This is a genomic window from Gemmatirosa kalamazoonensis, assembly GCF_000522985.1.
In the GTDB taxonomy this organism is placed as follows: Bacteria; Gemmatimonadota; Gemmatimonadetes; order Gemmatimonadales; family Gemmatimonadaceae; genus Gemmatirosa; species Gemmatirosa kalamazoonensis.
Genome location: NZ_CP007128.1, coordinates 2984430 through 3007585, shown reverse-complemented (window position 1 = coordinate 3007585; position 23156 = coordinate 2984430). Strand labels below are relative to the sequence as shown.

Below are 23156 nucleotides of genomic sequence, written 5' to 3'. Positions count from 1 at the left end.
AGCGTGGAGCGGACGCGCTCATCTCGGCGTCAGCAGCGCGAGCGGCAGGATGCACTCCTCGGGCGTCACGCCGCCGTGCAGGAACGAGCCGCGGTAGCGGCCCTGGTACTCGCGCAGCTTGGTCGGGTAGACGAAGAACGTGTCGCCGACCGCCATGAGCGTGTTCGCGCCGCCGCCCCATCCGCGGCGCGGCAGCTTGAGGTCGTCCGCGTTCGCGAACGACAGCGCGTGCTCGGGCCGCTCGGCGCGCAGGTCCTCGCCGAACTTGTATCGGAGGTTCGCGGTCGCGTCGCGCTTCGCGAACACCGTCGCCGGCGTGTTGCAGTGGATGGAGCCGTGGTCGCTCGTGATGACGACTTTGACTTTGCGGCGCGACGCTTCCTTGAGGAGCGTGAACAGCGCCGAGCGCTGGAACCACTGCAGCGTGAGCTGGCGCAGCGCCACCTCGTCGCGCGCCACCTCGTAGAGGATCATCGACTCCGATCGGCCGTGCGTGAGCAGGTCGATGAAGTTGAACACGAACGCGGAGACGCCCTCGCCGACGAGCAGCCCCGGGAGGTGCCGCTCGAGGTCGTCCGAGTCGAGCGCGTTGGAGACCTTCTGGTAGCGCACGTTCGTCGCGCCGCGAACGCCCTCGAGGTGCGCGGTGAGCAGCTCGCGCTCGTGCGCGTTCAGCGTCTCGTCCTCGCGCTCGCCCCACCAGTCAGGGAACCGCGCGGCGAGCTCGCCGGGAAAGAGCCCGCTGAACAGCGCGTTGCGCGAGTACGGCGTGGCGGTCGGCAGCACCGCGTAGTAGTGCGTGGTCTCGACGTCGAAGAAGGGCGCGAGCAGCGGCTCGAGCACGAGCCACTGGTCGAGGCGCAGGCAGTCGACGACGATGAACGCGGCCGGCCGCTTCTCCTCGATGATGGGGAGCAGGAACTCGCTCACCACGTCGACCGAGAGCGGCGGGCGGGGCCCGTCGAGGTTCTTGAGCCACGCCGGGTACGCCGTGCGCATGAACGCGGCGAACTCGCGGTGCATGTCGGGATAGAGCGAGCGGAGCGAGTCGTACAGGCCGCTCTCGCCGGCGTTCGCGAGGTCGACGTCCCAGCGCGTGAGCTCCGCGTAGCGGTCGATCCAGCCGCGCCAGTCGAGGTCCGTGTCGCGCTCCAGCTCGAGGGCGCGGAACCGCTCGACGAACGCGCGGGCGACGGCCTGCTGGCGAATCGTGGGCCCCTCGAGCAGTCGGGCGACGGCGGTGAGGACCTGGCGCGGGTTGATCGGCTTCACGAGGTAGTCGCGGACGTTCGCGCCGATCGCCTCGCGGAACGTGGCGTCCTCCTCGCTCTTCGTGACCATGACGACGGGGAGGTTCGGGGCGAGCTCGCGCAGCTCGCGGTAGACCTCCAGCCCGCGCTTGCCCGGCATCTGCTCGTCGAGGAGGACGAGGTCGAACGGCCGGCTGCGCACGAGGTCGAGCGCGTCGTCGGCGTTCGACGCGAGCTCGACGTCGTAGCCGCGCTCCCGGAGAAAGATCCGGTGCGGCTCGAGCAGGTCGGCTTCGTCGTCGACCCAGAGGAGGGACTTGGGCATGCCCTAACCTAACCAGAGGCCCTCCGCGCTCCACGCTCCCCGCTCCACGCTCGCTCCGGCGGACGTGGAAGTGAGCGGGGAGCGTGGAGCGTGGAGCGCAGAGGCTCTATATTGTTCGACTGCACCGACTTGTCCCCTCCTCAGGTCCGAGATATGGCTGGTCACAGTAAGTGGAAGCAGATCAAGCACTACAAGGCGGCGACCGACGCGAAGCGCGGCGCGCTGTTCACGAAGCTCATCCGCGAGATCACCGTCGCGGCGAAGGCGGGCGGCGGCGACCCCGAGCACAACGCGCGGCTGCGACTCGCGATCGACACCGCGAAGCAGAACTCGATGCCGAAGGAGAACATCGAGCGCGCGATCAAGAAGGGGACGGGTGAGCTCGAAGGCGTCGACTACGTCGAGGTCATGTACGAGGCGTACGGCCCGGGCGGCGTCGCCCTCATGATCCAGACGCTGACCGACAACCCCACGCGCACCGTCGCCGACGTCCGCCACAAGCTCTCACGCAACGGCGGCAACATGGGCACCTCGGGCTCCGTCGCGTTCCTGTTCGACCGCAAGGGACAGATGCAGGTCGACGCGAACCGGTGGGACGAGGACGCGGTGATGGAGGCCGCGCTCGAGGTGGGAGCCGAGGACGTGACGCGCGACGAGGACGTGTGGGTCGTGACCACCGAGCCGGCGGCGCTGCACGCGGTGCGCGAGGGGCTGCACGCGAAGGGGATCGAGACGACCGAGGCGGCGCTGAACTGGGTGCCGAAGAGCACCGTGCGCGTCGAGGGCGCCGACGCGTCGGCGCTCGTGAAGCTCATCGAGGCGCTCGAGGATCTCGACGACGTGCAGAAGGTCGAAGGGAACTTCGACATCGACGCCGAAGCTCTTGCCGAGGCCTGACGCCCGCTCCACGCTCCACGCGCCACGCTCGCTTCGTGGACCGGCGAGGCGAGCGTGGCGCGTGGAGCGTGGAGCGTGGAGGAGCCGTGCTCGTTCTGGGAATTGATCCGGGCACGGCGACCACGGGCTACGGCGTGGTGCGACGCGACGACCGCGGGCTCACGCAGCTCGTGGAATGCGGCGTGGTGCGCACCCGCGCGCGCGATCCGCTCCCGGCGCGGCTGCGCGAGATCTTCGAGGGCGTGCAGGAGCTCATCGCGCGCCACCACCCCGACGTGCTCGCGGTCGAGAGCATCTTCTACGCGAAGAACGTCCGCACCACCGTCACGCTCGGCCACGCGCGCGGCGTGATCCTCCTCGCCGGCGAGCTCGCTCACCTGCAGGTGCACGAGTTCCCCCCGGCGGAGATCAAGAAGGCCGTCGTCGGCACGGGCGCGGCGACGAAGGAGCAGGTGCAGTTCATGCTCACGCGGCTGCTCCGACTGAAGGCCGTGCCGCAGCCGTCCGACGCCGCCGACGGTGTCGCGGCCGCGCTCACGTACTGCATGGCGCCGAACCTCGCCTCCCGCGCCCGTCCCTCCTCGCGCCTCCTCGTTCCGTGATCGTTCACGTCGCCGGCCGCGTCGTCGCCAAGGAGCTCGACCGCGTCGAGATCCTCACCAAGGGGGGCGTCGGCTACGAGCTGCTGATCCCCCTCTCCGTCTACGAGTCGCTGCCGAAGCTCGGCGAGGATGCGGCGCTGCACACGCACCTCGTCGTGAAGGAGGACGGCTGGCAGCTGTTCGGCTTCTCGACGCCGTTCGAGCGGCGCGTGTTCCAGCGGCTGCTCGGCGCGAAGGGCGTCGGCCCCGCGCTGGCGCTCGGCATGCTCTCCACGCTGAGCGCGGAGCGCGTGGTGCGCGCGGTGCGGGAGAAGGATCTCGCGACGCTCCAGAGCGTGCCGCGCATGGGGCGGAAGAAGGCCGAGCAGCTCATCCTCGACCTCGCGGACAAGATGGACGACGTGCAGGTCGACACCGGCGCCGGCGGCCCGCGCCCCGCCGGCGGGTCGGCCGACGACGCGATCCGCGCGCTCGTGTCGCTCGGCTACACGACGGGCGATGCGGAGCGCTACGTGAAGGCGGCGATCGACGGCGGCGGGGGCAAGCTGACCGCGCCGGAGCTGATCCGCGCGGCCCTCGGCAAGGTCGGCACGCGGTAGCGCGCCAGCCGCGCGTTAGGCACCCGCGGGTCGTCCGACCCGGGTCGTTCGGCTCACGCGGCTCGCAGCGGGCGCGCGCATCATCGGTCCGACTTCCCACACGAGGAGAACGGACCATGCTGCGCTCGCTCACCGCCATCTCGCGCCGCGCCATCGCGGCCGCGATGCTGCTCGCCGCCGCGGCGTGCAGCGACTCTGCCACCGAGCCCGCGTCCGCCGGCGAGACACCGGGGACGCCGACCGGCACGCCGACCGGCACGCCGACCGGCACACCGACCCAGAGCGGCACCGCCGCGCCGGCGAACATCCCCGGCAACTGGGTCTACGGCGTGCTGTCGATGAACGACTACTACAACGTCCAGAACGGCTCGTACGTCGGCAACGGCTACGGCACGTCGGTGCTGTTCAAGTTCACCGCCGACGGCAAGTACGAGCAGTCGATCTACATCGAGGCGACGACGTACAGCTGTCACACCAAGGTGTGGGTCTACAACGCCGGCACCGTGAAGTGGGGCGCCTCGGAGTTCCGCGTGTATCCGACGACGGGACGCGTGCGGTCGAGCGACACCTGCAACGCGCAGTTCAACTTCGACCGCGCGGACGACATCGCACGCAAGCAGGGCGACCTGTACTCGTGGGCGTTCGAGCGGAACGCGAGCGACGGCAAGGTCTACCTGATGATCGGGCCGAACGGGACGACGGAGAACCGGTCGTCGTTCCGGCGGGCGGACTGAGCGGGGGCGGCCGGGCACGCGGCGCCTTGACGGCGACGCGCCCGCGTCGTGTTCTTCCGTCCGTCCCGAGCCGCCCCTGTCGCACTCCGCACCCGACCCCGCGATGCCGATCGCCGCACGTGCCCGGACGTTCACCGAGTCGGTCATCCGCGAGATGACCCGCGTCGCCCAGCAGCACGGCGCGATCAATCTCGCCCAGGGCTTTCCCGACTTCCCGATGCCGGAGCCGATGAAGGACGCGGCGTGCGCGGCGATCCACGGCGACATCAACCAGTACGCGGTGACGTGGGGCGCGCCGGCGCTGCGCCTCGCGATCGCGGAGAAGTACCACCGCTGGTACCAGATGGACGTCGACCCGGATCGCGACGTCACGGTGACGTGCGGCGCGACGGAGGCGATGGCGTCGGTGTTCCTCGCGCTGATCGATCCGGGCGAGGAAGTCGTGGTGTTCGAGCCGTTCTACGAGAACTACGGCCCGGACGCGATCCTCGCCGGCGCGACGCCGGTGTTCGTGCCGCTGCTCGCGCCCGACTGGCGCGTCGACGAGGAGCGCCTAACGGCGGCGATGGCCCGGCGGCCGAAGGCGATCGTCCTGAACACGCCGCACAACCCGAGCGGCAAGGTGTTCACGCGCGCAGAGATCGATCTCATCGCGCGGCTCGTGCTCGAGCACGACGTGCGGTGGGTGATCACCGACGAGATCTACGAGCACATCGTCTACGCCGGCCATCATCATCCGATCGCGACGTGGCCCGGTCTGCGCGAGCGCACCGTGACGATCAGCGGCCTGTCGAAGACCTACAGCTGCACGGGCTGGCGGCTCGGCTACGCCATCGCGCCGGAAGCGGCGTCGAACGCGATCCGCAAGGTGCACGACTTCCTCACCGTCGGCGCGCCGGCGCCGCTGCAGGCGGCGGCCGCGGTGGGCATGGCGTTCGACGCCGACTACTACAACCACCTCATGATGGACTACCGCGCGCGCCGCGACCTGCTGTGCGGCGCGCTCGTCGAAGCGGGATTCACGCTCACGCCGCCGGAGGGCGCGTACTACGTGCTCACCGGCTTCCAGGATCTGAGCGACAAGGACGACGTCTCGTTCGCGCGCTGGCTCGCGTCGGACGTCGGCGTGGCGACGGTGCCGGGATCGAGCTTCTATCGCGACGCGGCCGACGGGCGCGGGCTGGTGCGCTTCGCGTTCTGCAAGCGGCGCGAGACGCTGGAGCAGGCGGTGGAGCGGTTGGCGAACCTGCGCGCGGCGGTGTGAGGCGCCTACATTCGTCGCGCCAGCTCGGGAAGGAGTCCCGAGCTGGCGCGTCAGTGGACGACGACGAAGTCCTTCCCGTCGTACGCCCGCACGCGCTCGCACACCTCGTAGCCCTCGCGCGAGCCGTCGTCGTTCGTGTTCCCCTCGATCGTGTGGAACGCGTCGCGCTCGGCCGACGTCACGATGCCGATGTGCTGCCAGTCGTCGGCGGTCTTGCGGACGAGGAACAGCGAGCCCGGGGTGATCGCGCGGAAGTCGGGGCAGCCGGCGACGAAGCACGCGGCGCGCTTGGCGCCGCGGGCCATGTCGTCGCACGAGAACGTGCGCGCGACCGGAACCTGCACGCCCAACGTCGTCGCCGCCTGGCGCTGGCAGAACGTCGCGAACCCCGAGCACCAGAGCCACTCGGCGCCCTGGTTGCCGTCCATGTAGAGCCGCACCCACGGCCCCATGTTCTCGCCGCCGACCTCGCGCGGCTTCTGCGCGAGGTGCTGGCGCGCGTAGGCGACGGTCATCGCGCCGAGCGTGGCGCCGGGCGGGGGCGCGATCGTGTGGAGCGCGGCGAGCATCGGCGCGACGAGCCGGTCGAACGTCGCGCGGTCGACGATGCCCGTGACCGGAAGCACGTTGCGCGTCTGGAACAGCTTCACCGCCGCCGACGTCGCGCCGCCGTAGTCGCCGTCCACGCTCGTGCGGATGCCGTACAGCGACAGCCACTCCTGGACGAGCCGCACGCGCGCCGTCGGGCTGCCGCGGGCGATGTCGCCCTGGTACGTCGCCTCCTTCGGCAGCGGGGTCGCGAGCGGTGCCGTGAACGGGGTGCCGCCGACGGCGGTGAGCGGCGAGGTCATGACGGGCTCCGGGTCGAGGTGCCGCAACGGTGCGGGCCACGGCGCGATCCCGCCACCCGTGGCCGTGACTTCGGTCGATCTTCGGGGTAGATTTCAGGGTTCTCGAACGGTTGGCTGATCCCTAGAGCGCAGGTAGTCTGAAGCATGGCCTCTCGCCCCCCCCGCCCCCCGCGTCCTGCGGTTCCCGCCCCGACGCGCGCCGAGATCACGACGCCCGAAGTGCTGAGCGAGGAGAGCGTCATCGAGCTCTCGCTGCGCCCACAGCGGCTGGTCGAGTTCATCGGCCAGGAGAAGGTGAAGAGCAACCTCCGCATCGCGATCGCCGCGGCGCTCGCGCGCAAGGAGCCGCTCGACCACATCCTGTTCCACGGCCCGCCGGGGCTCGGCAAGACGACGCTCGCGGAGCTCATCGCGCGCGAGCTGGGCGTGAACATCCACACGACCAGCGGCCCGGCGATCGAGAAGCCGGGAGACCTCGTCGGCAAGCTGACGAACATGCGCGAGGGGGACATCCTCTTCATCGACGAGATCCATCGGCTGCGCCCCGTCATCGAGGAGTTCCTCTATCCGGCGATGGAGGATTACAAGATCGACATCCGCCTGAGCGAGGGGCCGAAGGCGACGACGATCACGATGCCGATCGAGCGGTTCACGCTCGTCGGCGCGACGACGCGGTTCGGCATGCTCACGTCGCCGATGCGCGCGCGGTTCGGGATCGTGGAGCGGCTGAACTACTACCCGGACGACGCGCTCGAGCTGATCGTGCGGCGCACGGCGGAGGTGCTCCAGGTGCCGTGCGACGTCGACGGCGCGTCGGAGATCGCGCGCCGCTCGCGGGGCACGCCGCGCATCGCGAACCGACTGCTCAAGCGCGTGCGCGACTTCGCGCAGGTGGAGGGCGAGGGGCGCATCACGAAGGCGATCGCCGACGAGGCGCTGCGCCGGCTCGACGTCGACGAGTTCGGGCTCGACGACATGGACGCGCGCGTGCTGCGCGCGATCATCGAGAAGTTCGACGGCGGCCCGGTGGGGATCAGCACGATCGCCGCGGCGGTCGGCGAGGACGCCGGCACGATCGAGGAGGTCTACGAGCCGTTCCTCGTGCAGCACGGCTTCCTGCAGCGCACGCCCCGCGGGCGCGTCGCGACGGGTCAGGCCTACCGCCACTTCGGGTACACGCCGCCCGTCGTCACGCCTCCACCGGCGCCGCAGCCGTCGTTGTTCTAGGGCAGGAGGACAGGAGGGCAGGAGGGCAGGAGGGCTGTTAGGCGCTCCTGCCCTCTTGCCCTCCTGCCCTCCTGCCCTCGCCCGTCAGATGGGCTTGATCGCGAAGTCGATCAGCACCCCGCCCACGAAGCTCGCGGCGACCTCGAGGCCGTCCTTGCGGTAGGTGCGCTTCGCGACGGTCATGGTGCCGTTCTTCGTCTCCGACGCCGTCGAGGCGGGACCGAGCAGCGTCTCGACGTCCTTCAGCGACATCCCCTTCTTGAGCGCCGCGACACCGCCCGCACTCGGCGCCGCGTCGACCGGCGGCGCTGCGGCGGGCGCAGCAGACGCGGGAGCCGGGTTCGACACGAACGAAGCGCGCGGCGCGGCGGGCGCGGGGCTCGTCGCGACGGCGGCCGGCGCGTCGGGGAACGTCACGAACTTCTCGAGCGCCTTCACCACGCCGTCGGCCGTGAGCGCCTCGGGCGGGATGCCCTGCCGGTAGTAGATGTTGAAGCGGCTCCCCGCGTCGAGGCGCTTCGTGCGGATGTTCGCCTCGCGCGCCATGTTCGCCTGCGCCGCCTCGGCCTGCGCCTTGGAGTTCTCGCGCTCGCGCGACGAGCGCTCGCTGGAAAGCTCGCGCTCGAGCCGCTTCTTCTCGTCGCCGCTGCTGTTCTTGATCGCCGACTTGAGGTCCTTCTCGCGCTGCGACTCCCCCTCGGAGATGCTGTTCACGCTGGAGGGGCTCGTCATCCAGTCGCCGAACGTGCCGTAGCCGCCGCCGCCGAGCTGGAACTCGATGTGGTCCTTCTTCACGACCACCTTCGTGACCATGATCGAGGTGCCCATCTTCAGCGCGGTGCCGTTGTCCTTGAGCCGCTGCGCGAGCTCGCGGTAGTCGAGCGGCATGCCGTCCTGCGGGTAGACGTTGACCCCCTGGCTCGTCGCCGGCATGTCGATCTTCACGGCGACCGTGCGTCCCTCGAACGCCTGACGCAAGGCCGCCTCGTTCTGCGCGGCCGCGCCGCGCGCCATCGCGGCGAGTGCCACTGCCGCGCCGATGATCCTCCGCATGGTCCCCGCTCCCCGGTGAGGTGATGTGCCGGGAAGTTAGGCGCGGCGATCGCGCGCACCCGGGTCGAATGACCCAGACGCCGCTCAGGTCGTGAACAGCACGGTGAAGAAGAGCAGCGCCCGGTACGCGGCGAGCACGAACATCAACCCGAAGACGAGCAGCAGCGCCTTCGCCGCCGCGGCGAGGCGGCCGTCGCCGTACGCGCGCCGCAGCCCGAGCGTCAGCCAGATCATGAGCGGCGCCCCGACGCCGACCGAGAGCACCGAGTCGATGTCTCCAGCCGTCGGGCGTGTGTGCATGGCGACGAGGGCGATGCCGACGGGGAACCCCACGACGTACTGCGCCACGATGACGAGGAGCAGCAGGAACGCCATCGTGTGGGTGGCGAACACGACGTCCTGCAGTGCGAAGCGCCGCCTGCGCCACTCGAGCGCGGCGACGAGCAGCGCGAACATCGGCACCATGGCGACGACGAGCGACTTCGCCTGCGTCGTGCTGTTGCGGTCGAACGCCGGCGCGTAGTCGCGCGTGATGCGCGCCGAGTACGCAGCGCTGTCCTCGCCGGCTCGTGGCGGCACGCGCCGCCTGAGGAAGCGCCGCGCCACGTATCGGTGCGCCACGCCGTTGGTGTGCACCGCGAGCGGCGTGTCGAGCATCCGGTTGCCGCCGAACGAGAGCCGCACGCGCCCGGCGCCGGGCACAGACACGCGCGTCGACAGCGACAGCGACGCGTGCAGGAAGAACAGCACGTTCACGATCAGGAACAGCCGAAGCGGCGGCAGGTACGTGAGACGCACGCCGCGCATGTAGGCGACGGTGAGCTCTCCGGGCCGCCGCACGAGCGACCAGAGCGTGCGACCGATGCGCCCGTCGACCGGCGAGAACGCGTCCCAGATCTCCTCGCCGAGCGCGGCGAGCGACCGCGGACGGTCCGCGGCCCGCCGCTCGCCGCACGACGCGCAGTACGGCGTGCCGGCCGGTTCGCCGCACGTCACGCACCGCTCGACGTCGGCGGCGGGCGAGTACGAGGGCTCGGCGCGGATCTCGGACACGGCCATGGGCAACGGATACGCCGGTGAAGCGGAGCACGCCAGGGCAGCGGCACCGGGTGCCGAGGCGGTGGGAACGGCTCGAACCGCAGAGGGCCGCAGAGGACTGCCTCTTTGTGTTGAACCACAGAGGACACAGAGGACGCAGAGGAGAACCCTTTCAAGAGAGTTGATTTCCTCCGTGTCCTCTGCGTCCTCTGTGGTAAGAAAGCAGTTGTCGTTCTCTGCGGCCCTCTGCGGCCCTTTGCGGTTCAACTCGAACGGCAACGATCTGCCGTCACCGCACGCCGACGATGTTCAGCATGACGCCCGACGCGCGTCCCGCCGCCGCGTCGCGCAGCGTGTACGCGCCGGCGATCTCGAACGCGCCCAACCGCAGCCCGAGACCGGCCGCCGCCTGCCAGCCGCCGGTGACGTACGCCGCGCCGGCGCGGAGCGGGAGCGCCGTCAGCGCGCGCGACTCCACGCCCACACCCACGTGCGTGCGCGGGCCGATGACGATCGCGTCGTCGCCGCCGAGCTGGTGGCGCGCGTCGGCCGTCACGGTGAGCGCGTGCGCGCCGCGGAACGCGAGTCCCGCGCCGATCGCGGGCGCGAACCGCTCGGCCGCGATCGCGTCGCGCAGCGGCTGCGGGGCGTCGGCGTACGGGCGCTCGTCGAAGTCGGAGCTGCTCGTCGTACCGTCGAACGACGCCGAGCCGGCGCGGAAGCTGAGCGCGGTCTCGTCCCAGCGGAACGTGTTCACGACGTTCTCCACGCGTGCGCCTAACGTCACGCGCTCGCCCTGCCACGCCGCGCCGACGTCCACGCCCGTGCCGCTGCCCGCGTCGGTGCCATGCGACACGACGACCGGGAAGCGCACCGCGATGTCCGACGCCGTCACCGACGAGCCGGCGTCCTGCGCGCGGAGCGAGGCGACGCCGCGCACCAGCTTCGCCGTGACGCCGAGCGCCGCGCGTCCGCCGGCGACCTCGCCGAGCGGGTGCGCGTAGCTCGCCGCGGCCGTCGCGAACGCGCCCGCGCGCAGCGACGAGCCCGCGAGCGCGAGGTCGCGCGGCTGGCCGGTGCGGCCGGCGTTGCCGAAGAACAGCGCCTCCACCGCGTCGGGGCTCAGGCTCGCCGTCGCGTAGCCCACGCTGCCCACGTGCACGCCGAGGCGGCCGACGTTGAACGCGACCGCCGTCGCCCCGCCCTCCACCGCGCCCGACTGCGCACCGCTCGCCGCGACGCGGTCGACCCACTGCAGGCGTACGTCGCGCGGGATGGTGCCGTCGCCGTAGCCGACGAAGTCGCCCCACGACACCGGATCGAGCCCCGATACGCCGCCCGCGGAGAGCGCGCGGAGCGAGAACGTCGGGTTCCCCGGCAGGCCGAGGTTCGCCGGGTTCCACGTCGCGGCGTCGGCGCCGCGCGCGGCGGCCGTGAAGCTGCCCGCCATCCCCGCCGCGGCGGCGCTGCCGTTAGGCAGCTGCGCGCCCGCGGTCGCGGCGACGAGGGTCGTGCACGCGGCGAGCGCCGCCCGGAAAGTCTGCTGCGTCGTCATGGGAGGCGTCCGTCAGTTGGTGGAGTTGATCACGAGCTCGAACCGCGTGGCGATGCCGATCGTCTGCGCCGGCGTCACCGTCACCGGCCCGGCGACGCTGAGCGGCCCCGAGAGCTCGATGCTCACGCTGTGGCCGAGCAGCGACCGCACCTCGTCGCGCGTGAACTCGATCGTGTAGCCCTTGTCGCCGCCCGTGACGTCGACCGACTTCGTGAGCGCGACGCCCGGCGCCGAGAGCCGCACGCCGAGCGCGCCGCGGACCGCGAACGGGTCCTTCACCGAGAGCAGCAGCCGGCCGCTCTGCACGCGGTCACCGATGGAGCTCGACACGTCGAGGTCCGCGCTCGTCGACTGCCGCACCTGCGCGCCGCGCACCATCACCGTCGCCTGCGTCACGCGCAGCGGCGACGGCGTCGCCGTCACGTCGAACGTGCGGCTCGGGTCGATCGGCGCCGCGGCGCCGGTGGGGGAGCTCAGCGTGACGTCGACCGTCACCGCGCCGCTCACCGTCGCGCCGCCGAGCGTGAGCGAGCGCACGAGCTGCCCGCCCGCCGGCATCGCCGTCGTCGCGCCGTTCACCGAGTCGCGCGCCAGCACCGTCGCGCCGTTGCGCACGACGATCGTCGCCCATCCGAACGCGCCCGCGCCGGGGCGCAGCGGATCGAAGCCGTTGCCGTTCACCACGCGCACGTCGGTCCGGCCGCCGGGAGCGAGCGCGCCGCCCTGCACGTCGCCCGGCAGCGCGGTGCTCGCGCTCACGTGCGCCTCGAACGCCGGCTTCGGCGAGACCGTCCCGGCGAGCGCCACGCACTGCGCGCAGTCGTCGCCGACGCGCTTCGACAGGGACACGGGCGACAGGCTCACGAGGAACGCGGCGCCGTCGGGGGACACCGTCACGCCGCTCGGGAGCACCTGGCTCACGCCGACGGAGAGGCTCTGGCTCGGGACGTTCCAGGTCGTGTCCCAGCTCGGGACACCGCTCGGGATCTCGCAGCCGGCGAGCAGGGCGAGCGCGAGGACGGGAAGGACTCGACGCGACATCAGGGGGGAGGTGGGCAGGAGAGAGGACGCGCCGGCGGACTGGCCAGGCGCTGCGGTCGAGTATCGGCAGGAGGGGTCGTTCTCTCGACGATTAGGTTGGGGGATGCCCGAGCGCCCCGGTAACCGCACGTCCGACTTCGACTTCGAGCTCCCCGAGCGGCTCGTCGCGCAGACCCCGCTCGAGCGCCGCGACGCGAGCCGCTTGATGGTCGTCGACCGCGCCGCGGGCACGATCGCGCATCGCACGTTCGCCGACCTGCCGTCGCTCATGGCGGCGGGCGACGCGCTGGTGCTGAACACGACGCGCGTCTTCCGCGCCCGGCTGCTCGGCCGCCGCGACTCGGGGGCGCCGGCGGAGGTGATGCTGCTCCGCGCGCAGGACGACGACCCCGCGGTGTTCGAGGCGATGGTGCATCCGGGCGCGAAGCTGAAGCCGGGGCGCCGCGTCGTCGTCGCGGACGATCTCGAGGTCGAGATCCTCGGGACCTCGGGGCGCGGCACGCGGTTCGTCCGACTGCACGCGCACGGCGATCCGATGGAGGCGGTCGAGCGCAACGGCCACGTGCCGCTGCCGCCGTACATCCACCGCACCGACGCCACTGCCGACGTGCAGCGGTACCAGACCGTCTACGCGCGCGAGCGCGGCTCCGTCGCCGCGCCCACGGCAGGGCTGCACTTCACGCCCGAGCTGCTCGACGCGATCGCCGCGCGCGGCGTGCGTCGCGTGGACGTCGTGCTGCACGTCGGCGCGGGAACGTTCAAGCCCGTCGCCGTCGAGGACCCCGCGGAGCACGTGATGCACAGCGAGTGGTACGCGGTGAGCGCCGCCGCGGCCGCCGCGGTGAACGCGGCGCGCGCCGCGGGCGGCCGTGTGTGGGCCGTGGGCACGACGTCGGCGCGCACGCTGGAGAGCGCGGCGAACGACGACGGTACCGTGCGCGCCGAGTCGCGCGACACCGCGCTGTTCATCCGGCCCGGCTACCGGTTCAAGGCCGTCGACCGCCTGATCACGAACTTCCACCTCCCCCGCTCCACCCTGCTCATGCTCGTCGCCGCGATGGTCGGCTACGACCTCGCGATGCACGCGTACCGGGTCGCGGTCGAGGAGGGCTATCGCTTCTACTCGTACGGCGACGCCATGGTGATCCTGTGATGCGCCGGGCGGGACTCCACGTACGAGGTCGTGTGGGACTGAAGAAGGACTGAAGGAGGACTGAAGAAGGACCAACAACTCTGCTGGTGTTCTCCTTCTTCAGTCCTTCTTCAGTCCTTCTTCAGTCCTACAACAACACGTACGTGGAGCCACGCCCGGCGCGCCCCGCCCACACTCGAGAATGCCCTTCGACTTCACGACGCACGGCATGTTAGGCCGCGCCCGCACCGGCACGTTCACGACGCCGCACGGCCCGATCGCGACGCCGACGTTCATGGCGGTCGGGACGCTCGCCACGGTGAAGAGCCTCGACCCCGAGGACCTGCGCGCGATGGGCGCGACGATGATCCTCGCGAACGCGTACCACCTGCACCTGCGCCCCGGCGACGAGCTGGTACGCGAGATGGGCGGGCTGCACCGGTTCATGGCGTGGGACCGCCCGATCCTCACCGACTCCGGCGGCTTCCAGGTCTTCTCGCTCGAGGGGCTGCGCACGATCGACGAGGACGGCGTCGACTTCCGCAGCCACATCGACGGCTCGCGCCGCCGCTTCACCCCGGAGTCGGTCATGCGCATCGAGCGCAACCTCGGCGCCGACGTCGTCATGCAGTTCGACCACGTGCCGCCGGGCCAGAGCGAGCCCGCCGTCGCGCGCGACGCGATGGAGCGGTCGCTGCGCTGGCTCGCGCGCTGCCGCGCCGAGCACGCGCGCCTGCGATCCGACGACCCCGACGCGCCGACCCCGGAGCAGGCGCTGTTTCCCATCGTTCAGGGCGGCATCCACGCCGAGCTGCGGCAGGCCTCCGCGCGCGGCATCCGCGACATGGGGGACTGGGTCGGCTACGGCGTCGGCGGGCTCTCGGTGGGCGAGGCGAAGCCCGACATGTACGCCATGCTCGAGGTGGTCGACGACGAGCTGCCCGCGGACCGGCCGCGCTACCTGATGGGCGTCGGCTACCCCGAGGACCTCGTGGAAGCGGTGCGGCGCGGCGTCGACCTGTTCGACTGCGTGGCCCCGACGCGCATGGGGCGCAACGGCGCCGCGCTGACGCAGGACGGGCGCATCAACCTCAAGAACGCGCGCTACCGCAACGAGCCCGGTCCGCTCGACGAGGCGTGCGACTGCACCGCCTGCCGCCGCTTCTCGCGCGCCTACGTGCGCCACCTCGTGGCGGCTGACGAGATGCTCGGGCTACGCCTCCTCAGCCTGCACAACGTACATTTCCTGGTCGCGCTCATGCGCGACGCCCGCGCCGCGATCGAGCGCGGCACGTTCGACGGGTGGAGCGCGGCGTGGCTCGACCGCTATCTCGCCGGCGAGCGCGCCCGCGGCGCGGTCTCCCGACCAGTGTTGCCGCATGCGAAGAAGTCGGGACTCGGGACTCGGGACTCGGGACTCGGCAGCCCAGAGCCCACGAGTCCCGAGTCCCGAGTCCCGAGTCCCGAGTCCCGAGTCCCGAGTCCCGAGTCCCGAAACCGTTAGGCACCGGAGCGATAGATGCAGGGAACCCCGACGTGGGCCCCCACGCTGTTCATGTACGTCGCGTTCGCGGCGATCTTCTACTTCATCCTGTGGCGCCCCCAGGCGCAGCAGCGCAAGCGGCACGAGCAGCTCATCCAGCAGCTCAAGCGGGGCGACGAGGTCGTGACCGCCGGTGGGGTGCTCGGCAAGGTGGAGCACATCCAGGAGCTGACGGCCGGCCGCCCCACGTCCGACGACCGCATCACCATCCGCTCCGGCGACTCGCGGCTCATCGTCGAGCGGCGGAGCATCGCGCGCGTCGCGTCGGCGACGGCGGCGCCCGCGTCGACGGCGGCGAACGGCTGAGGAACGGCGCGTGGCCCTGCTGGACATCCACGTCCTCGGCTCGCCGGTGCTGCGCGAGCCGACGAAGCCGGTCGAGCGCGTGACCGACGACCTGCGCCGCCTCGTCGACGACATGTTCGAGACGATGCACGCCGCGAAGGGGATCGGTCTCGCCGCGCCGCAGGTCGGCCGCCTCGAGCGGCTGTTCGTCGCCGAGGTCGACGAGGTGCGCGTGGCGATCTTCAACCCCGAGATCGTCGACGCGACGGGCAAGCCGGTGAAGGCCGAGGAGGGATGCCTCTCCATCCCGGACATCTACGGCGACGTCGAGCGCCCGCCCGTCGTCACCGTGCGGGGCCTCGACCCGAACGGCCAGCCACTCGAGCTGGAGGCGTCCGACCTGCTCGGCCGCTGCTTCCAGCACGAGATCGACCACCTGCACGGCCGGCTGTTCATCGACTACTTCAGCATGTTCAAGAAGCGGTCGGCCATGGCGGCGTGGGAGCGCGAGAAGGCGAAGTATCCCGCGCTGCGCCGCACGCTCGTCGCCGCGAAGGATCTCGCCGAGCAGCACAATGAAGAAGCCCTGTGAACGCTCCACGCTCCACGCTCCCCGCTCGGTTCGTCGACTGGCGGAGCGAGCGGGGACCGTGGCGCGTGGAGCGTAGAGCGTGCGGATTCTGTTTTGGGGGACTCCCGATTTCGCGACGCCGCCGCTGCGCGCGCTGTTAGGCGAGGGGTTCGACGTCGTGGGCGTGGTCACGCAGCCCGATCGCCCGCGCGGGCGCAGCCGGTCGCGTCTCGAGCCGTCGCCCGTGAAGGAGATCGCGGCCGCCGAAGGGCTGCCCGTGCTGCAGCCCGAGCGCCCGCGCGGCGACGCGTTCCTCGACGAGCTGCGCGCGCTCGCGCCCGACCTCTCGGTGGTCGTCGCGTACGGGCACATCCTGCCGAAGGCGGCGATCGACCTGCCGGCGCGCGGCACGATCAACATCCACGCGTCCGTCCTCCCCGCCCTGCGCGGCGCCGACCCGATCCGGGCCGCGGTGCGGCAGGGGCTCGCCGAGACCGGCGTGTCGATCATGCGCATGGTCCCCGCGCTCGACGCCGGGCCGGTGCTCCACGTGCTGCGCACCCCCATCTCGTCCGACGAGACGTTCGGCGAGCTGGAGCTGCGCCTCTCGGAGCTCGGCGCGCTCGGCCTCATCGAAGCGCTCGCGCTCCTGGAGACCGGCGCCGCGCACGAGACGCCGCAGGACGACGCGCTCGCGACGTACGCGCCGAAGACCGAGCGCGAGCACGCACGCGTGCGCTGGAGCGCGCCGGCCGAGGACGTCGCGCGCGCGATCCGCGCCTACGACCCGCGCCCGGGCGCCTACGCCACGCTCCGCGGCGCCGACGTGAAGCTGTTCGGCGCGCGCGCCGTGCCGGTGGAGGAGCGTCCCGACGCGGCGCCGGGCGAGGTGCTCGCGTTAGGCGGCGACGGGCTCACGGTGAAGTGCGGCGAGGACGCGGTGCGCGTCGCGATCGTCCAGCCGGCGGGCAAGGCGCGCATGACCCCGGGCGACTGGGCGCGCGGGCGCGGGATCGAGCTCGGGGACGTCTTCGCCTGAGGGTTGGGCGGGTGGCTATCTTTCGATCATGCCGCACTCCCCTCCGCAGCCCCGCCCGGCGACGCCGAGCATCACGCCCACGCGCATCCTCGCGGCCGACGTGCTCGCGGACCTGCGCGGCGGCGCCCTGCTCGACCACGCGTTCGAGCGTCGCACCGCGGGGCTCGAGGCGCGCGACCGCCGCTGGCTCCACGAGCTGCTGTGGGAGATGCTGCGGCGCCGGGGGTGGCTCGACGCGCTGCTGACGGAGCGCGTGCGCGGCGGCCTCGCGCGCCTCGACGCCGACGTCACCGACCTGCTGCGGCTCGGCGCGTACCAGCTGCTGTACATGGGGAGCGTGCCGGCGTACGCGGCGATCGGCCAGACGGTGGAGCTGGCGAAGCGCCGTCACGGGCTCGGCGCGAGCAAGCTCGCGAACGCGGTGCTCCGCCGCATCGACCGCGACCGGCAGGATGCGGCGGACACCGGGCTCGCGCCGATGCTCCCCGACGATCCGATCGACGCGCTCGCGCTCCGGCACTCGCACCCGCGGTGGCTCGTCGCGCGGTGGGCCGAGCGCTTCGGCCTCGTGGAGACGGCGCGGCTGCTCGCCGCGAACGACGCCGAGGCGCCGGTGGTCGTGCGTCCGTTCGGCGTGACGCGCGACGAGCTCGTGGCCGCGCTCGCCGGGGCGGGCGTCGGCCTGGCCGACCCGGGGCGCGACGTGACCTGGGCGCGCGACAGCGTGCAGCTCGCGTCGGGCACGCAGCTCACGGCGTTAGGCGCGTTCCGCCAGGGCCAGTTCTTCGTGCAGGATCCGGCCTCGACGCTCGTCGTGCAGTATGCCGCGGTGCCGGAGGGCGCCGACGTCGCCGACGTGTGCACGGCGCCCGGCGGCAAGGCGCTCGAACTGTCGCGCACGGCGCGCGCCGTGTACGCGAGCGACGTCTCCACGTCTCGGCTGCGACGCGTCGTCGCGAACGTCGAGCGGCTGCACGCCGACCGCGTGCACGTCCTCGCCGCCGACGCGCGCAACCCGGCGGTGCGTCCGGTGGACGCGGTGCTCGTCGACGCGCCGTGCACCGGCACCGGCACGTTCCGTCGGCACCCGGACGCGCGGTGGCGCCTGAAGATCTCCGACCTCGCGGTGATGGCGTCGCTCCAGCGCGCCGTGCTGCGCGGCGCGGCGTCGATCGTGCGCCCGGGCGGGCTGCTCGTGTACAGCACGTGCTCCCTCGAGCCCGAGGAGAACGACGCGCAGGTCGACGCGTTCCTCGCCGAGCATCCCGAGTTCACGCCGGAGCCGCCGCCCGACGGTGCCGTGCCCGCCGCGGTGCTCGACGGCGATCGCCTGCGCGTGCTGCCGCACCGGCACGGCGTCGACGGCGCGTTCGCCGCGCGGCTGCGTCGCTCGGACGAGGTGGCCGCGTGAGCGCGGGCGTGCCGCCGGAGACCCCGCCGCGCGCCCAGCCGCCGCGCGCGCAGCCGCCGCGCCCCGAGGCGCCGCACGGCAGCCCGTGGCGCAGCCGCGCGCGGCGCGTGCTGCCGTACTTCGTGGTCGGCGGCGCGGGGTTCCTGCTCGCCTACCTCGTCGTCTACCTATTCGTCTTCCCGTCGCGGCTGGTGCCGAACGACCGCCCGGTGCCTAACGTCGTCGGTATGCTGCAGGTCGACGCCGAGCGGGCGCTGCGCGACGCGGGGTTCCAGCCGCAGCAGGGCGAGCGGCGCGTGAACGCGTCGGTGCCGCCGGAGACGGTCGTCGCGCAGACGCCGCCGGCCACCACCATGAAGCCGCCCAACACCACGGTGATCATCGACATCGCCGCTAGTCCCTGAACAGCCGGGACTCGGGACTCGGGACTCGAGACTCGCGTCTCGGGCCTAACGAGTCTCGAGTCCCGAGTCCCGAGTCCCGAGTCCCGAGTCCCGAGTCCCGAGTCCCGACGCGTGCCCGTCCGCATAGCCCCGTCCATCCTCAGCGCCGACTTCGCGCGCCTCGCCGACGACATCGCCATGTGCGAGGCGGGGGGCGCGGACGTGATCCACGTCGACGTCATGGACGGACGCTTCGTGCCCAACCTCACGTTCGGCGCGAAGATCATCGAGGCCGTGCGCCGCGTGACGTCGCTGCCGCTCGACGTGCACATGATGGTCGTCGAGCCCGAGCGGTGGTTCGACGACTTCGCCGCCGCCGGCGCGAGCGGCATGACGATCCACGCCGAGGTCGCGCCGCACCTCGACCGGCAGATCGCGCGCATCAAGGAGCTCGGCTGCCGCGCCGGCGTCGCCGTGAATCCCGCCACGCCGCTCGCGTTCGTCGAGGAGATCGCGCACGAGCTCGACCTGCTGCTCGTGATGACCGTGAACCCCGGCTTCGGCGCGCAGCGGTTCCTCGAGTACTGCGTCGGCAAGATCGCGCGCGCGCGCGCGATGCTCGACGAGGCGCGCAGCGGCGCATGGCTCGAGGTCGACGGCGGCATCAACCGCGCGACCGTCGCGCGCTGCCACCGCGCGGGCGCCGACACGTTCGTCGCCGGCAACGCGGTGTTCACGGCGGCCGACCCGCGCGCGGAGATCGCCGCGCTGCGCGACCTCGCGACGACGGTGACGGTATGACGGCGCGCGCGCAGTGGCTCACGGTGCTCGGCGTCGTCGCCGCGCTCGCCGTCGCGCTGTGGGCGGCGACGCACTTCCTCGGCGACGAGCTGTTCGAGGTCACGGTGGGCACGAAGGCGCCCACGTTCGCCGCGCGCACGCTCGATCCCGAGCCCGCGACGCGGTCGTTCGACGCGTACAAGGGGAAGGTCGTGCTCGTGAACGTGTGGGCCACGTGGTGCGCGCCGTGCCGGCAGGAGATGCCGAGCATGGAGGCGATGTACAAGGACTTCGCGCCCCGCGGCTTCAAGATCGTCGCTGTCAGCATCGACGACGCGGGGCAGGAGCAGAAGGTGCGCGACTTCCTGCAGGAGTTCGGCATCACGTTCGACGTGCTGCACGACCCCACGGGCGCCATCCAGAAGACGTACATGACGACGGGCGTGCCGGAGAACTTCCTCGTCGGCGCGGACGGCGTGATCCGCAAGAAGTCGTACACGCAGGACTGGAACTCGGAGACGAACCGCGCGCTGGTCGCGCGGCTGCTCGACGAGGCGGGCGCGCCGCCGGCGGCGACCGCCACCATCAAGCCGCACACGCCGACGCCGGTGGTGGAGCGCGCGGGCATGTCGGTGGAGGTCGTGCCCGACACGGCGGCCGCGACGCCGCCCCGCGCGGGAGCGCGGCGGTAGATGGCGAGCGCGCCCTGGACCGACGCGGTCACCGAGGCGTTCACCGAGCGGCTCGGCTACAAGTTCGCGGCACTGTTCTTCGCGCTGGCGCTGTGGGTCGTCGCGAGCGGCGAGGAGACCGCGTCGCAGTACGTGCCCGTGCACTTCGCGCCCGTCGTCGACAGCGCGGTGCGCATGGTGGGCGACGCGCCGCACGTGCGCGCGCTCGTCGAGGGCCCCACGCGGCAGCTGCTGAAGCTCTACCGCGATCCACCGACGGTGCATCGCACGTTCGGTCCGGCGACCCCGACCTCGCTCACCGTGGAGCTGCGCGCGAGCGACGTCGACCTGCCGACGGGGCTCGACGGCGTGACCGTGCGCGACGTGCAGCCGCACGTGCTCGTGCTCCGCTTCGATACGGCGGCCGACCGGAGCGCGGCATCCCGGTGAGCACGCTGGTACTGGGCATCGAGACGTCGTGCGACGAGACGTCGGCCGCGGTGGTGGAGCTCGGCGACGCGTTCGCGCTCCGCTCGCTCGTCATCCTCTCGCAGGACGTGCACCGGCTGTTCGGCGGCGTCGTGCCGGAGATCGCGAGCCGCGCGCATCTCACGAGCGTGGTGCCGGTCACGCGCCGCGCGCTCGCCGACGCCGGCGCGTCGTTAGGCACCGGCGACGGACGCCCGATCGATGCGGTCGCGGTGACGCACGCGCCGGGGCTCGTCGGCGCGCTGCTCGTGGGCATGAGCTACGGCAAGGCGCTCGCGTACGCGGCGGGCATCCCCGTGCTCGGCGTGCACCACATGGAGGGGCACCTGTTCGCGACGGCGCTCGAGCACCCGGACGCGGTGCCGCCGTTCACCGCGCTGCTCGTGTCGGGCGGCCACACGCTGCTGCTCGACGTGGAAGCGTGGGGGAGCTACCGGCTGTTGGGCGCGACGCGCGACGACGCGGCGGGCGAGGCGTTCGACAAGGTCGCGAAGCTCATGGGGCTCCCCTACCCCGGCGGGCGGCTCATCGAGCAGCTCGCGCGCGACGGCGATCCGGCGCGCCACCGCTTCGCGCGGCCGATGGTGCGGGCGAACCAGACGCTCGGCGACGCCGACTACTTCGACGTCTCGTTCAGCGGGCTGAAGACGGCGCTGCTCCACGCCGTGCGGCGCGCCGAGTCGGCGGGCACGCTGGAGACGGAGCGCGCGCACCTCGCGCGCGGCTTCCAGGACGCGCTCGTCGACACGCTGGTCGAGAAGACGGATCGCGCGGCGCGCGCGTTCGGCCGCGAGCGGATCGTCCTCGGCGGCGGCGTGGCGTGCAACCGCGCGCTGGCGGAGGCGATGCAGTCTCGCGCGAACCCGCGCGGCGTTCGCGTGTACGCACCTACGCCGCGGCTCGCGACGGACAACGCCGCGATGATCGCCGCCGCCGGCGCGTGGCGTCTCGCGCGCGGCGAGCGCTCCGACTGGTCGTTGAACGCCTACGCGGCGCAGCCGCTGCCGGGACTCGGGACTCGGAACTCGGGACTCGGTTAACGTACTTTCACCTTCCGAGTCCCGAGTCCCGAGTCCCGAGTCCCGAGTCCCGAGTCCCGAGTCCCGAGTCCCGACCTTGTCCGCTCCCTTCACCATCGAGCCCGCCACGCTGCAGGTCGGCCCCCTCTCCCTCACGGGGTTCGGGCTGGCGGTGCTGCTGGCGTTCGCCATCGCGCACATCATCTCGCAGCGCGAGCTGGCGCGACGCGGGCACCTGGCGGAGGCGGCCGCGATCCCGGACCTCGTGACCGCGGCGCTCATCGGCACGCTCGTCGGCGCGAAGCTCTACTTCGTGATCCTGACGCGCGACTTCGGCGCCATCTTCAGCCGCGGCGGGTTCGTGTTCTGGGGCGGGTTCATCGGGTCGGTGCTCGCCTGCTGGCTCGTCATCCGGCGGAAGGGGTTCTCCTTCCTGCGCTTCGCCGACGTCGCGGGGATCGCCATCGCGGCCGGCTACTCGGTGGGGCGCAGCGGCTGCTGGGCCGTGGGCGACGACTACGGCAAGCCGTGGGACGGCTTCCTGGCGGTGAAGTTCCCGCACGGGTTCCCGCCGTCGACGGCGGAGAACATGATCCGACAGTTCGGCGCCCAGCTGCCGGCCACGGTGCCGCCGTGGGAGGTCATCGGCGTCTACCCGACGCAGCTTCTCGAGGTAGTGCTCGGCTTCGTGATGTTCCTCGTGCTGTGGCGGCTCCGCGCGCACACGCACAGGGAGGGCTGGCTGTTCGGTGTCTACTGCGTGCTGGCCGGCCTGGAACGGTTCGTCGTGGAGTTCCTGCGCGCGAAGGACGACCGGTTCGCCGGGCCGCTGTCGACGGCGCAGCTCATCGCGCTGACGATCACCGTCGTGGGGGTGCTGATCATGTGGTCGCGCCGCGGCCGCGAGCTCGCCCCGCCGGCCTACGCCGCGGCCTGAGGCGCGGCCTGCGCGCGCCGGGGAATACCTGGCAGGTTCGCGGTGTAATTCCGAGTGTGGTTGACCTGATTCGCAGCCAGTATAAGATTACAACAGCCTAGTTGAGAACGATTCTCAATTAGCTCTCGACCGCACCGCGACTCGTGTTCCGCTTCCTGCGTCCCAAGGCCGCCACCGCGCGGCAGCTCAACGTGCTCTCGGAGCCGGCAGCGCCGGTGACCGAGGTGGCGCGTGACTGCCTGCTGGCGTCGTGCGCCGTCGGGGACCGGGCGACGGTGCTCGAGATGCGCTGCGACGACGTGCAGGCGTGCCGGCTGCGCGCGCTCGGCGTCTGCGAGGGCGCGTGCGTCTCCGTGCTCGACGCGCGGCACGCCATGGTCCTCGACGTGCGCGGCACGCGCATCGCCCTCGGCAAGGCGCTCACGGCGGGCATCACGGTCCGGCCGCTGCCGGTCTGAGC

Annotated in this window: 25 protein-coding genes; 19 read left to right on the top strand and 6 right to left on the bottom strand. The window is 72.1% G+C overall.

Features of this window, described 5'->3' with window-relative positions; translation table 11 throughout:
• Positions 1-18: 18 nt before the first annotated feature.
• Positions 19-1575, bottom strand: a complete 1557-nt coding sequence (gene porX, locus J421_RS12890; protein WP_025411593.1) for a T9SS response regulator signal transducer PorX — start codon at positions 1573-1575, stop codon at positions 19-21.
• 153 nt (positions 1576-1728) lie between these two features.
• Here porX and J421_RS12885 point away from each other — a divergent pair, with 153 nt between their 5' ends.
• The 5 genes from J421_RS12885 (at position 1729) to J421_RS12865 (ending at position 5671) form a co-directional block, all read left to right on the top strand.
• A complete protein-coding gene (locus tag J421_RS12885; protein ID WP_025411592.1) occupies positions 1729-2472 on the top strand; it encodes a YebC/PmpR family DNA-binding transcriptional regulator in 744 nt (247 codons plus the stop codon).
• 86 nt (positions 2473-2558) lie between these two features.
• The gene (ruvC, locus tag J421_RS12880; protein ID WP_025411591.1) at positions 2559-3074 is read left to right on the top strand and encodes a crossover junction endodeoxyribonuclease RuvC; all 516 of its coding nucleotides are present in this window, start codon (positions 2559-2561) and stop codon (positions 3072-3074) included.
• Positions 3071-3673 carry a Holliday junction branch migration protein RuvA gene (gene ruvA, locus J421_RS12875; RefSeq protein WP_025411590.1) on the top strand — a complete coding sequence of 201 codons (603 nt, stop codon included), beginning with the start codon at positions 3071-3073 and terminating at the stop codon, positions 3671-3673. The genes ruvC and ruvA overlap by 4 nt, the downstream gene beginning before the upstream one ends.
• Positions 3674-3789: 116 nt before the next feature.
• Positions 3790-4407 carry a hypothetical protein gene (locus tag J421_RS12870; protein WP_025411589.1) on the top strand — a complete coding sequence of 206 codons (618 nt, stop codon included), beginning with the start codon at positions 3790-3792 and terminating at the stop codon, positions 4405-4407.
• A 103-nt stretch (positions 4408-4510) separates the two neighbouring features.
• Positions 4511-5671: a pyridoxal phosphate-dependent aminotransferase gene (locus J421_RS12865; RefSeq protein ID WP_104022585.1), complete on the top strand. Its 1161-nt coding sequence runs from the start codon at positions 4511-4513 to the stop codon at positions 5669-5671.
• A 50-nt stretch (positions 5672-5721) separates the two neighbouring features.
• Here J421_RS12865 and J421_RS12860 read toward each other — a convergent pair whose 3' ends face one another.
• On the bottom strand, positions 5722-6522 hold the full coding sequence (locus J421_RS12860) for a peptidoglycan-binding domain-containing protein (RefSeq protein ID WP_025411587.1): 801 nt from the start codon (positions 6520-6522) through the stop codon (positions 5722-5724).
• Positions 6523-6666: 144 nt separating this feature from the next.
• Between J421_RS12860 and ruvB the strand changes: the two genes are divergently transcribed.
• On the top strand, positions 6667-7749 hold the full coding sequence (ruvB, locus tag J421_RS12855; protein WP_104022584.1) for a Holliday junction branch migration DNA helicase RuvB: 1083 nt from the start codon (positions 6667-6669) through the stop codon (positions 7747-7749).
• Between the two features lie 84 nt (positions 7750-7833).
• Here ruvB and J421_RS12850 read toward each other — a convergent pair whose 3' ends face one another.
• From J421_RS12850 to J421_RS12835, 4 genes are all read right to left on the bottom strand, one after another.
• On the bottom strand, positions 7834-8802 hold the full coding sequence (locus J421_RS12850) for a hypothetical protein (RefSeq protein WP_148306297.1): 969 nt from the start codon (positions 8800-8802) through the stop codon (positions 7834-7836).
• Between the two features lie 84 nt (positions 8803-8886).
• Complete coding sequence (locus J421_RS12845; protein ID WP_025411584.1) at positions 8887-9861, bottom strand: DUF3667 domain-containing protein; 975 nt, start codon at positions 9859-9861, stop codon at positions 8887-8889.
• Between the two features lie 268 nt (positions 9862-10129).
• Complete coding sequence (traF, locus tag J421_RS12840) at positions 10130-11395, bottom strand: conjugal transfer protein TraF (protein ID WP_025411583.1); 1266 nt, start codon at positions 11393-11395, stop codon at positions 10130-10132.
• A gap of 12 nt (positions 11396-11407) precedes the next feature.
• A complete protein-coding gene (locus J421_RS12835) occupies positions 11408-12436 on the bottom strand; it encodes a P-loop NTPase family protein (RefSeq protein ID WP_025411582.1) in 1029 nt (342 codons plus the stop codon).
• A 103-nt stretch (positions 12437-12539) separates the two neighbouring features.
• Here J421_RS12835 and queA point away from each other — a divergent pair, with 103 nt between their 5' ends.
• The 13 genes from queA to J421_RS12770 all read left to right on the top strand — a co-directional run bounded on the left by queA (position 12540) and on the right by J421_RS12770 (position 23154).
• A complete protein-coding gene (queA, locus tag J421_RS12830; RefSeq protein WP_025411581.1) occupies positions 12540-13589 on the top strand; it encodes a tRNA preQ1(34) S-adenosylmethionine ribosyltransferase-isomerase QueA in 1050 nt (349 codons plus the stop codon).
• A 181-nt stretch (positions 13590-13770) separates the two neighbouring features.
• Positions 13771-15072, top strand: coding sequence for a tRNA guanosine(34) transglycosylase Tgt (gene tgt, locus J421_RS12825; RefSeq protein WP_025411580.1), 1302 nt, complete (start codon positions 13771-13773; stop codon positions 15070-15072).
• Positions 15073-15087: 15 nt separating this feature from the next.
• A complete protein-coding gene (yajC, locus tag J421_RS12820) occupies positions 15088-15417 on the top strand; it encodes a preprotein translocase subunit YajC (RefSeq protein ID WP_025411579.1) in 330 nt (109 codons plus the stop codon).
• Positions 15418-15427: 10 nt separating this feature from the next.
• Positions 15428-15988 carry a peptide deformylase gene (gene def / locus J421_RS12815; RefSeq protein WP_025411578.1) on the top strand — a complete coding sequence of 187 codons (561 nt, stop codon included), beginning with the start codon at positions 15428-15430 and terminating at the stop codon, positions 15986-15988.
• A 79-nt stretch (positions 15989-16067) separates the two neighbouring features.
• On the top strand, positions 16068-17006 hold the full coding sequence (gene fmt / locus J421_RS12810; protein WP_025411577.1) for a methionyl-tRNA formyltransferase: 939 nt from the start codon (positions 16068-16070) through the stop codon (positions 17004-17006).
• Between the two features lie 28 nt (positions 17007-17034).
• Positions 17035-18417, top strand: a complete 1383-nt coding sequence (rsmB, locus tag J421_RS12805; protein WP_025411576.1) for a 16S rRNA (cytosine(967)-C(5))-methyltransferase RsmB — start codon at positions 17035-17037, stop codon at positions 18415-18417.
• Entirely contained in the window at positions 18414-18821 is a 408-nt protein-coding gene (locus J421_RS12800) for a PASTA domain-containing protein (protein ID WP_025411575.1), read from the top strand. The genes rsmB and J421_RS12800 overlap by 4 nt, the downstream gene beginning before the upstream one ends.
• 111 nt (positions 18822-18932) lie before the next feature.
• Positions 18933-19601 carry a ribulose-phosphate 3-epimerase gene (gene rpe / locus J421_RS12795; protein ID WP_025411574.1) on the top strand — a complete coding sequence of 223 codons (669 nt, stop codon included), beginning with the start codon at positions 18933-18935 and terminating at the stop codon, positions 19599-19601.
• Positions 19598-20272: a TlpA disulfide reductase family protein gene (locus J421_RS12790; protein WP_025411573.1), complete on the top strand. Its 675-nt coding sequence runs from the start codon at positions 19598-19600 to the stop codon at positions 20270-20272. The genes rpe and J421_RS12790 overlap by 4 nt, the downstream gene beginning before the upstream one ends.
• On the top strand, positions 20273-20701 hold the full coding sequence (locus J421_RS12785; protein WP_025411572.1) for a hypothetical protein: 429 nt from the start codon (positions 20273-20275) through the stop codon (positions 20699-20701).
• The gene (tsaD, locus tag J421_RS12780; RefSeq protein ID WP_025411571.1) at positions 20698-21780 is read left to right on the top strand and encodes a tRNA (adenosine(37)-N6)-threonylcarbamoyltransferase complex transferase subunit TsaD; all 1083 of its coding nucleotides are present in this window, start codon (positions 20698-20700) and stop codon (positions 21778-21780) included. Before J421_RS12785 ends, tsaD begins: the two co-directional genes overlap by 4 nt.
• 76 nt (positions 21781-21856) lie before the next feature.
• On the top strand, positions 21857-22696 hold the full coding sequence (locus J421_RS12775; RefSeq protein ID WP_025411570.1) for a prolipoprotein diacylglyceryl transferase: 840 nt from the start codon (positions 21857-21859) through the stop codon (positions 22694-22696).
• Positions 22697-22839: 143 nt separating this feature from the next.
• Entirely contained in the window at positions 22840-23154 is a 315-nt protein-coding gene (locus J421_RS12770; RefSeq protein WP_025411569.1) for a FeoA family protein, read from the top strand.
• Positions 23155-23156: the final 2 nt, after the last annotated feature.

Coding starts and splice junctions, on each gene's coding strand:
- porX (WP_025411593.1), bottom strand. CDS start 1,575: ATGCCCAAGTCCCTCCTCTGGGTCGACGACGAAGCCGACCTGCTCGAG.
- J421_RS12885 (WP_025411592.1), top strand. CDS start 1,729: ATGGCTGGTCACAGTAAGTGGAAGCAGATCAAGCACTACAAGGCGGCG.
- J421_RS12870 (WP_025411589.1), top strand. CDS start 3,790: ATGCTGCGCTCGCTCACCGCCATCTCGCGCCGCGCCATCGCGGCCGCG.
- J421_RS12865 (WP_104022585.1), top strand. CDS start 4,511: ATGCCGATCGCCGCACGTGCCCGGACGTTCACCGAGTCGGTCATCCGC.
- J421_RS12860 (WP_025411587.1), bottom strand. CDS start 6,522: ATGACCTCGCCGCTCACCGCCGTCGGCGGCACCCCGTTCACGGCACCG.
- ruvB (WP_104022584.1), top strand. CDS start 6,667: ATGGCCTCTCGCCCCCCCCGCCCCCCGCGTCCTGCGGTTCCCGCCCCG.
- J421_RS12850 (WP_148306297.1), bottom strand. CDS start 8,802: ATGCGGAGGATCATCGGCGCGGCAGTGGCACTCGCCGCGATGGCGCGC.
- J421_RS12845 (WP_025411584.1), bottom strand. CDS start 9,861: ATGGCCGTGTCCGAGATCCGCGCCGAGCCCTCGTACTCGCCCGCCGCC.
- traF (WP_025411583.1), bottom strand. CDS start 11,395: ATGACGACGCAGCAGACTTTCCGGGCGGCGCTCGCCGCGTGCACGACC.
- J421_RS12835 (WP_025411582.1), bottom strand. CDS start 12,436: ATGTCGCGTCGAGTCCTTCCCGTCCTCGCGCTCGCCCTGCTCGCCGGC.
- queA (WP_025411581.1), top strand. CDS start 12,540: ATGCCCGAGCGCCCCGGTAACCGCACGTCCGACTTCGACTTCGAGCTC.
- tgt (WP_025411580.1), top strand. CDS start 13,771: ATGCCCTTCGACTTCACGACGCACGGCATGTTAGGCCGCGCCCGCACC.
- yajC (WP_025411579.1), top strand. CDS start 15,088: ATGCAGGGAACCCCGACGTGGGCCCCCACGCTGTTCATGTACGTCGCG.
- rsmB (WP_025411576.1), top strand. CDS start 17,035: ATGCCGCACTCCCCTCCGCAGCCCCGCCCGGCGACGCCGAGCATCACG.
- J421_RS12790 (WP_025411573.1), top strand. CDS start 19,598: ATGACGGCGCGCGCGCAGTGGCTCACGGTGCTCGGCGTCGTCGCCGCG.
- J421_RS12785 (WP_025411572.1), top strand. CDS start 20,273: ATGGCGAGCGCGCCCTGGACCGACGCGGTCACCGAGGCGTTCACCGAG.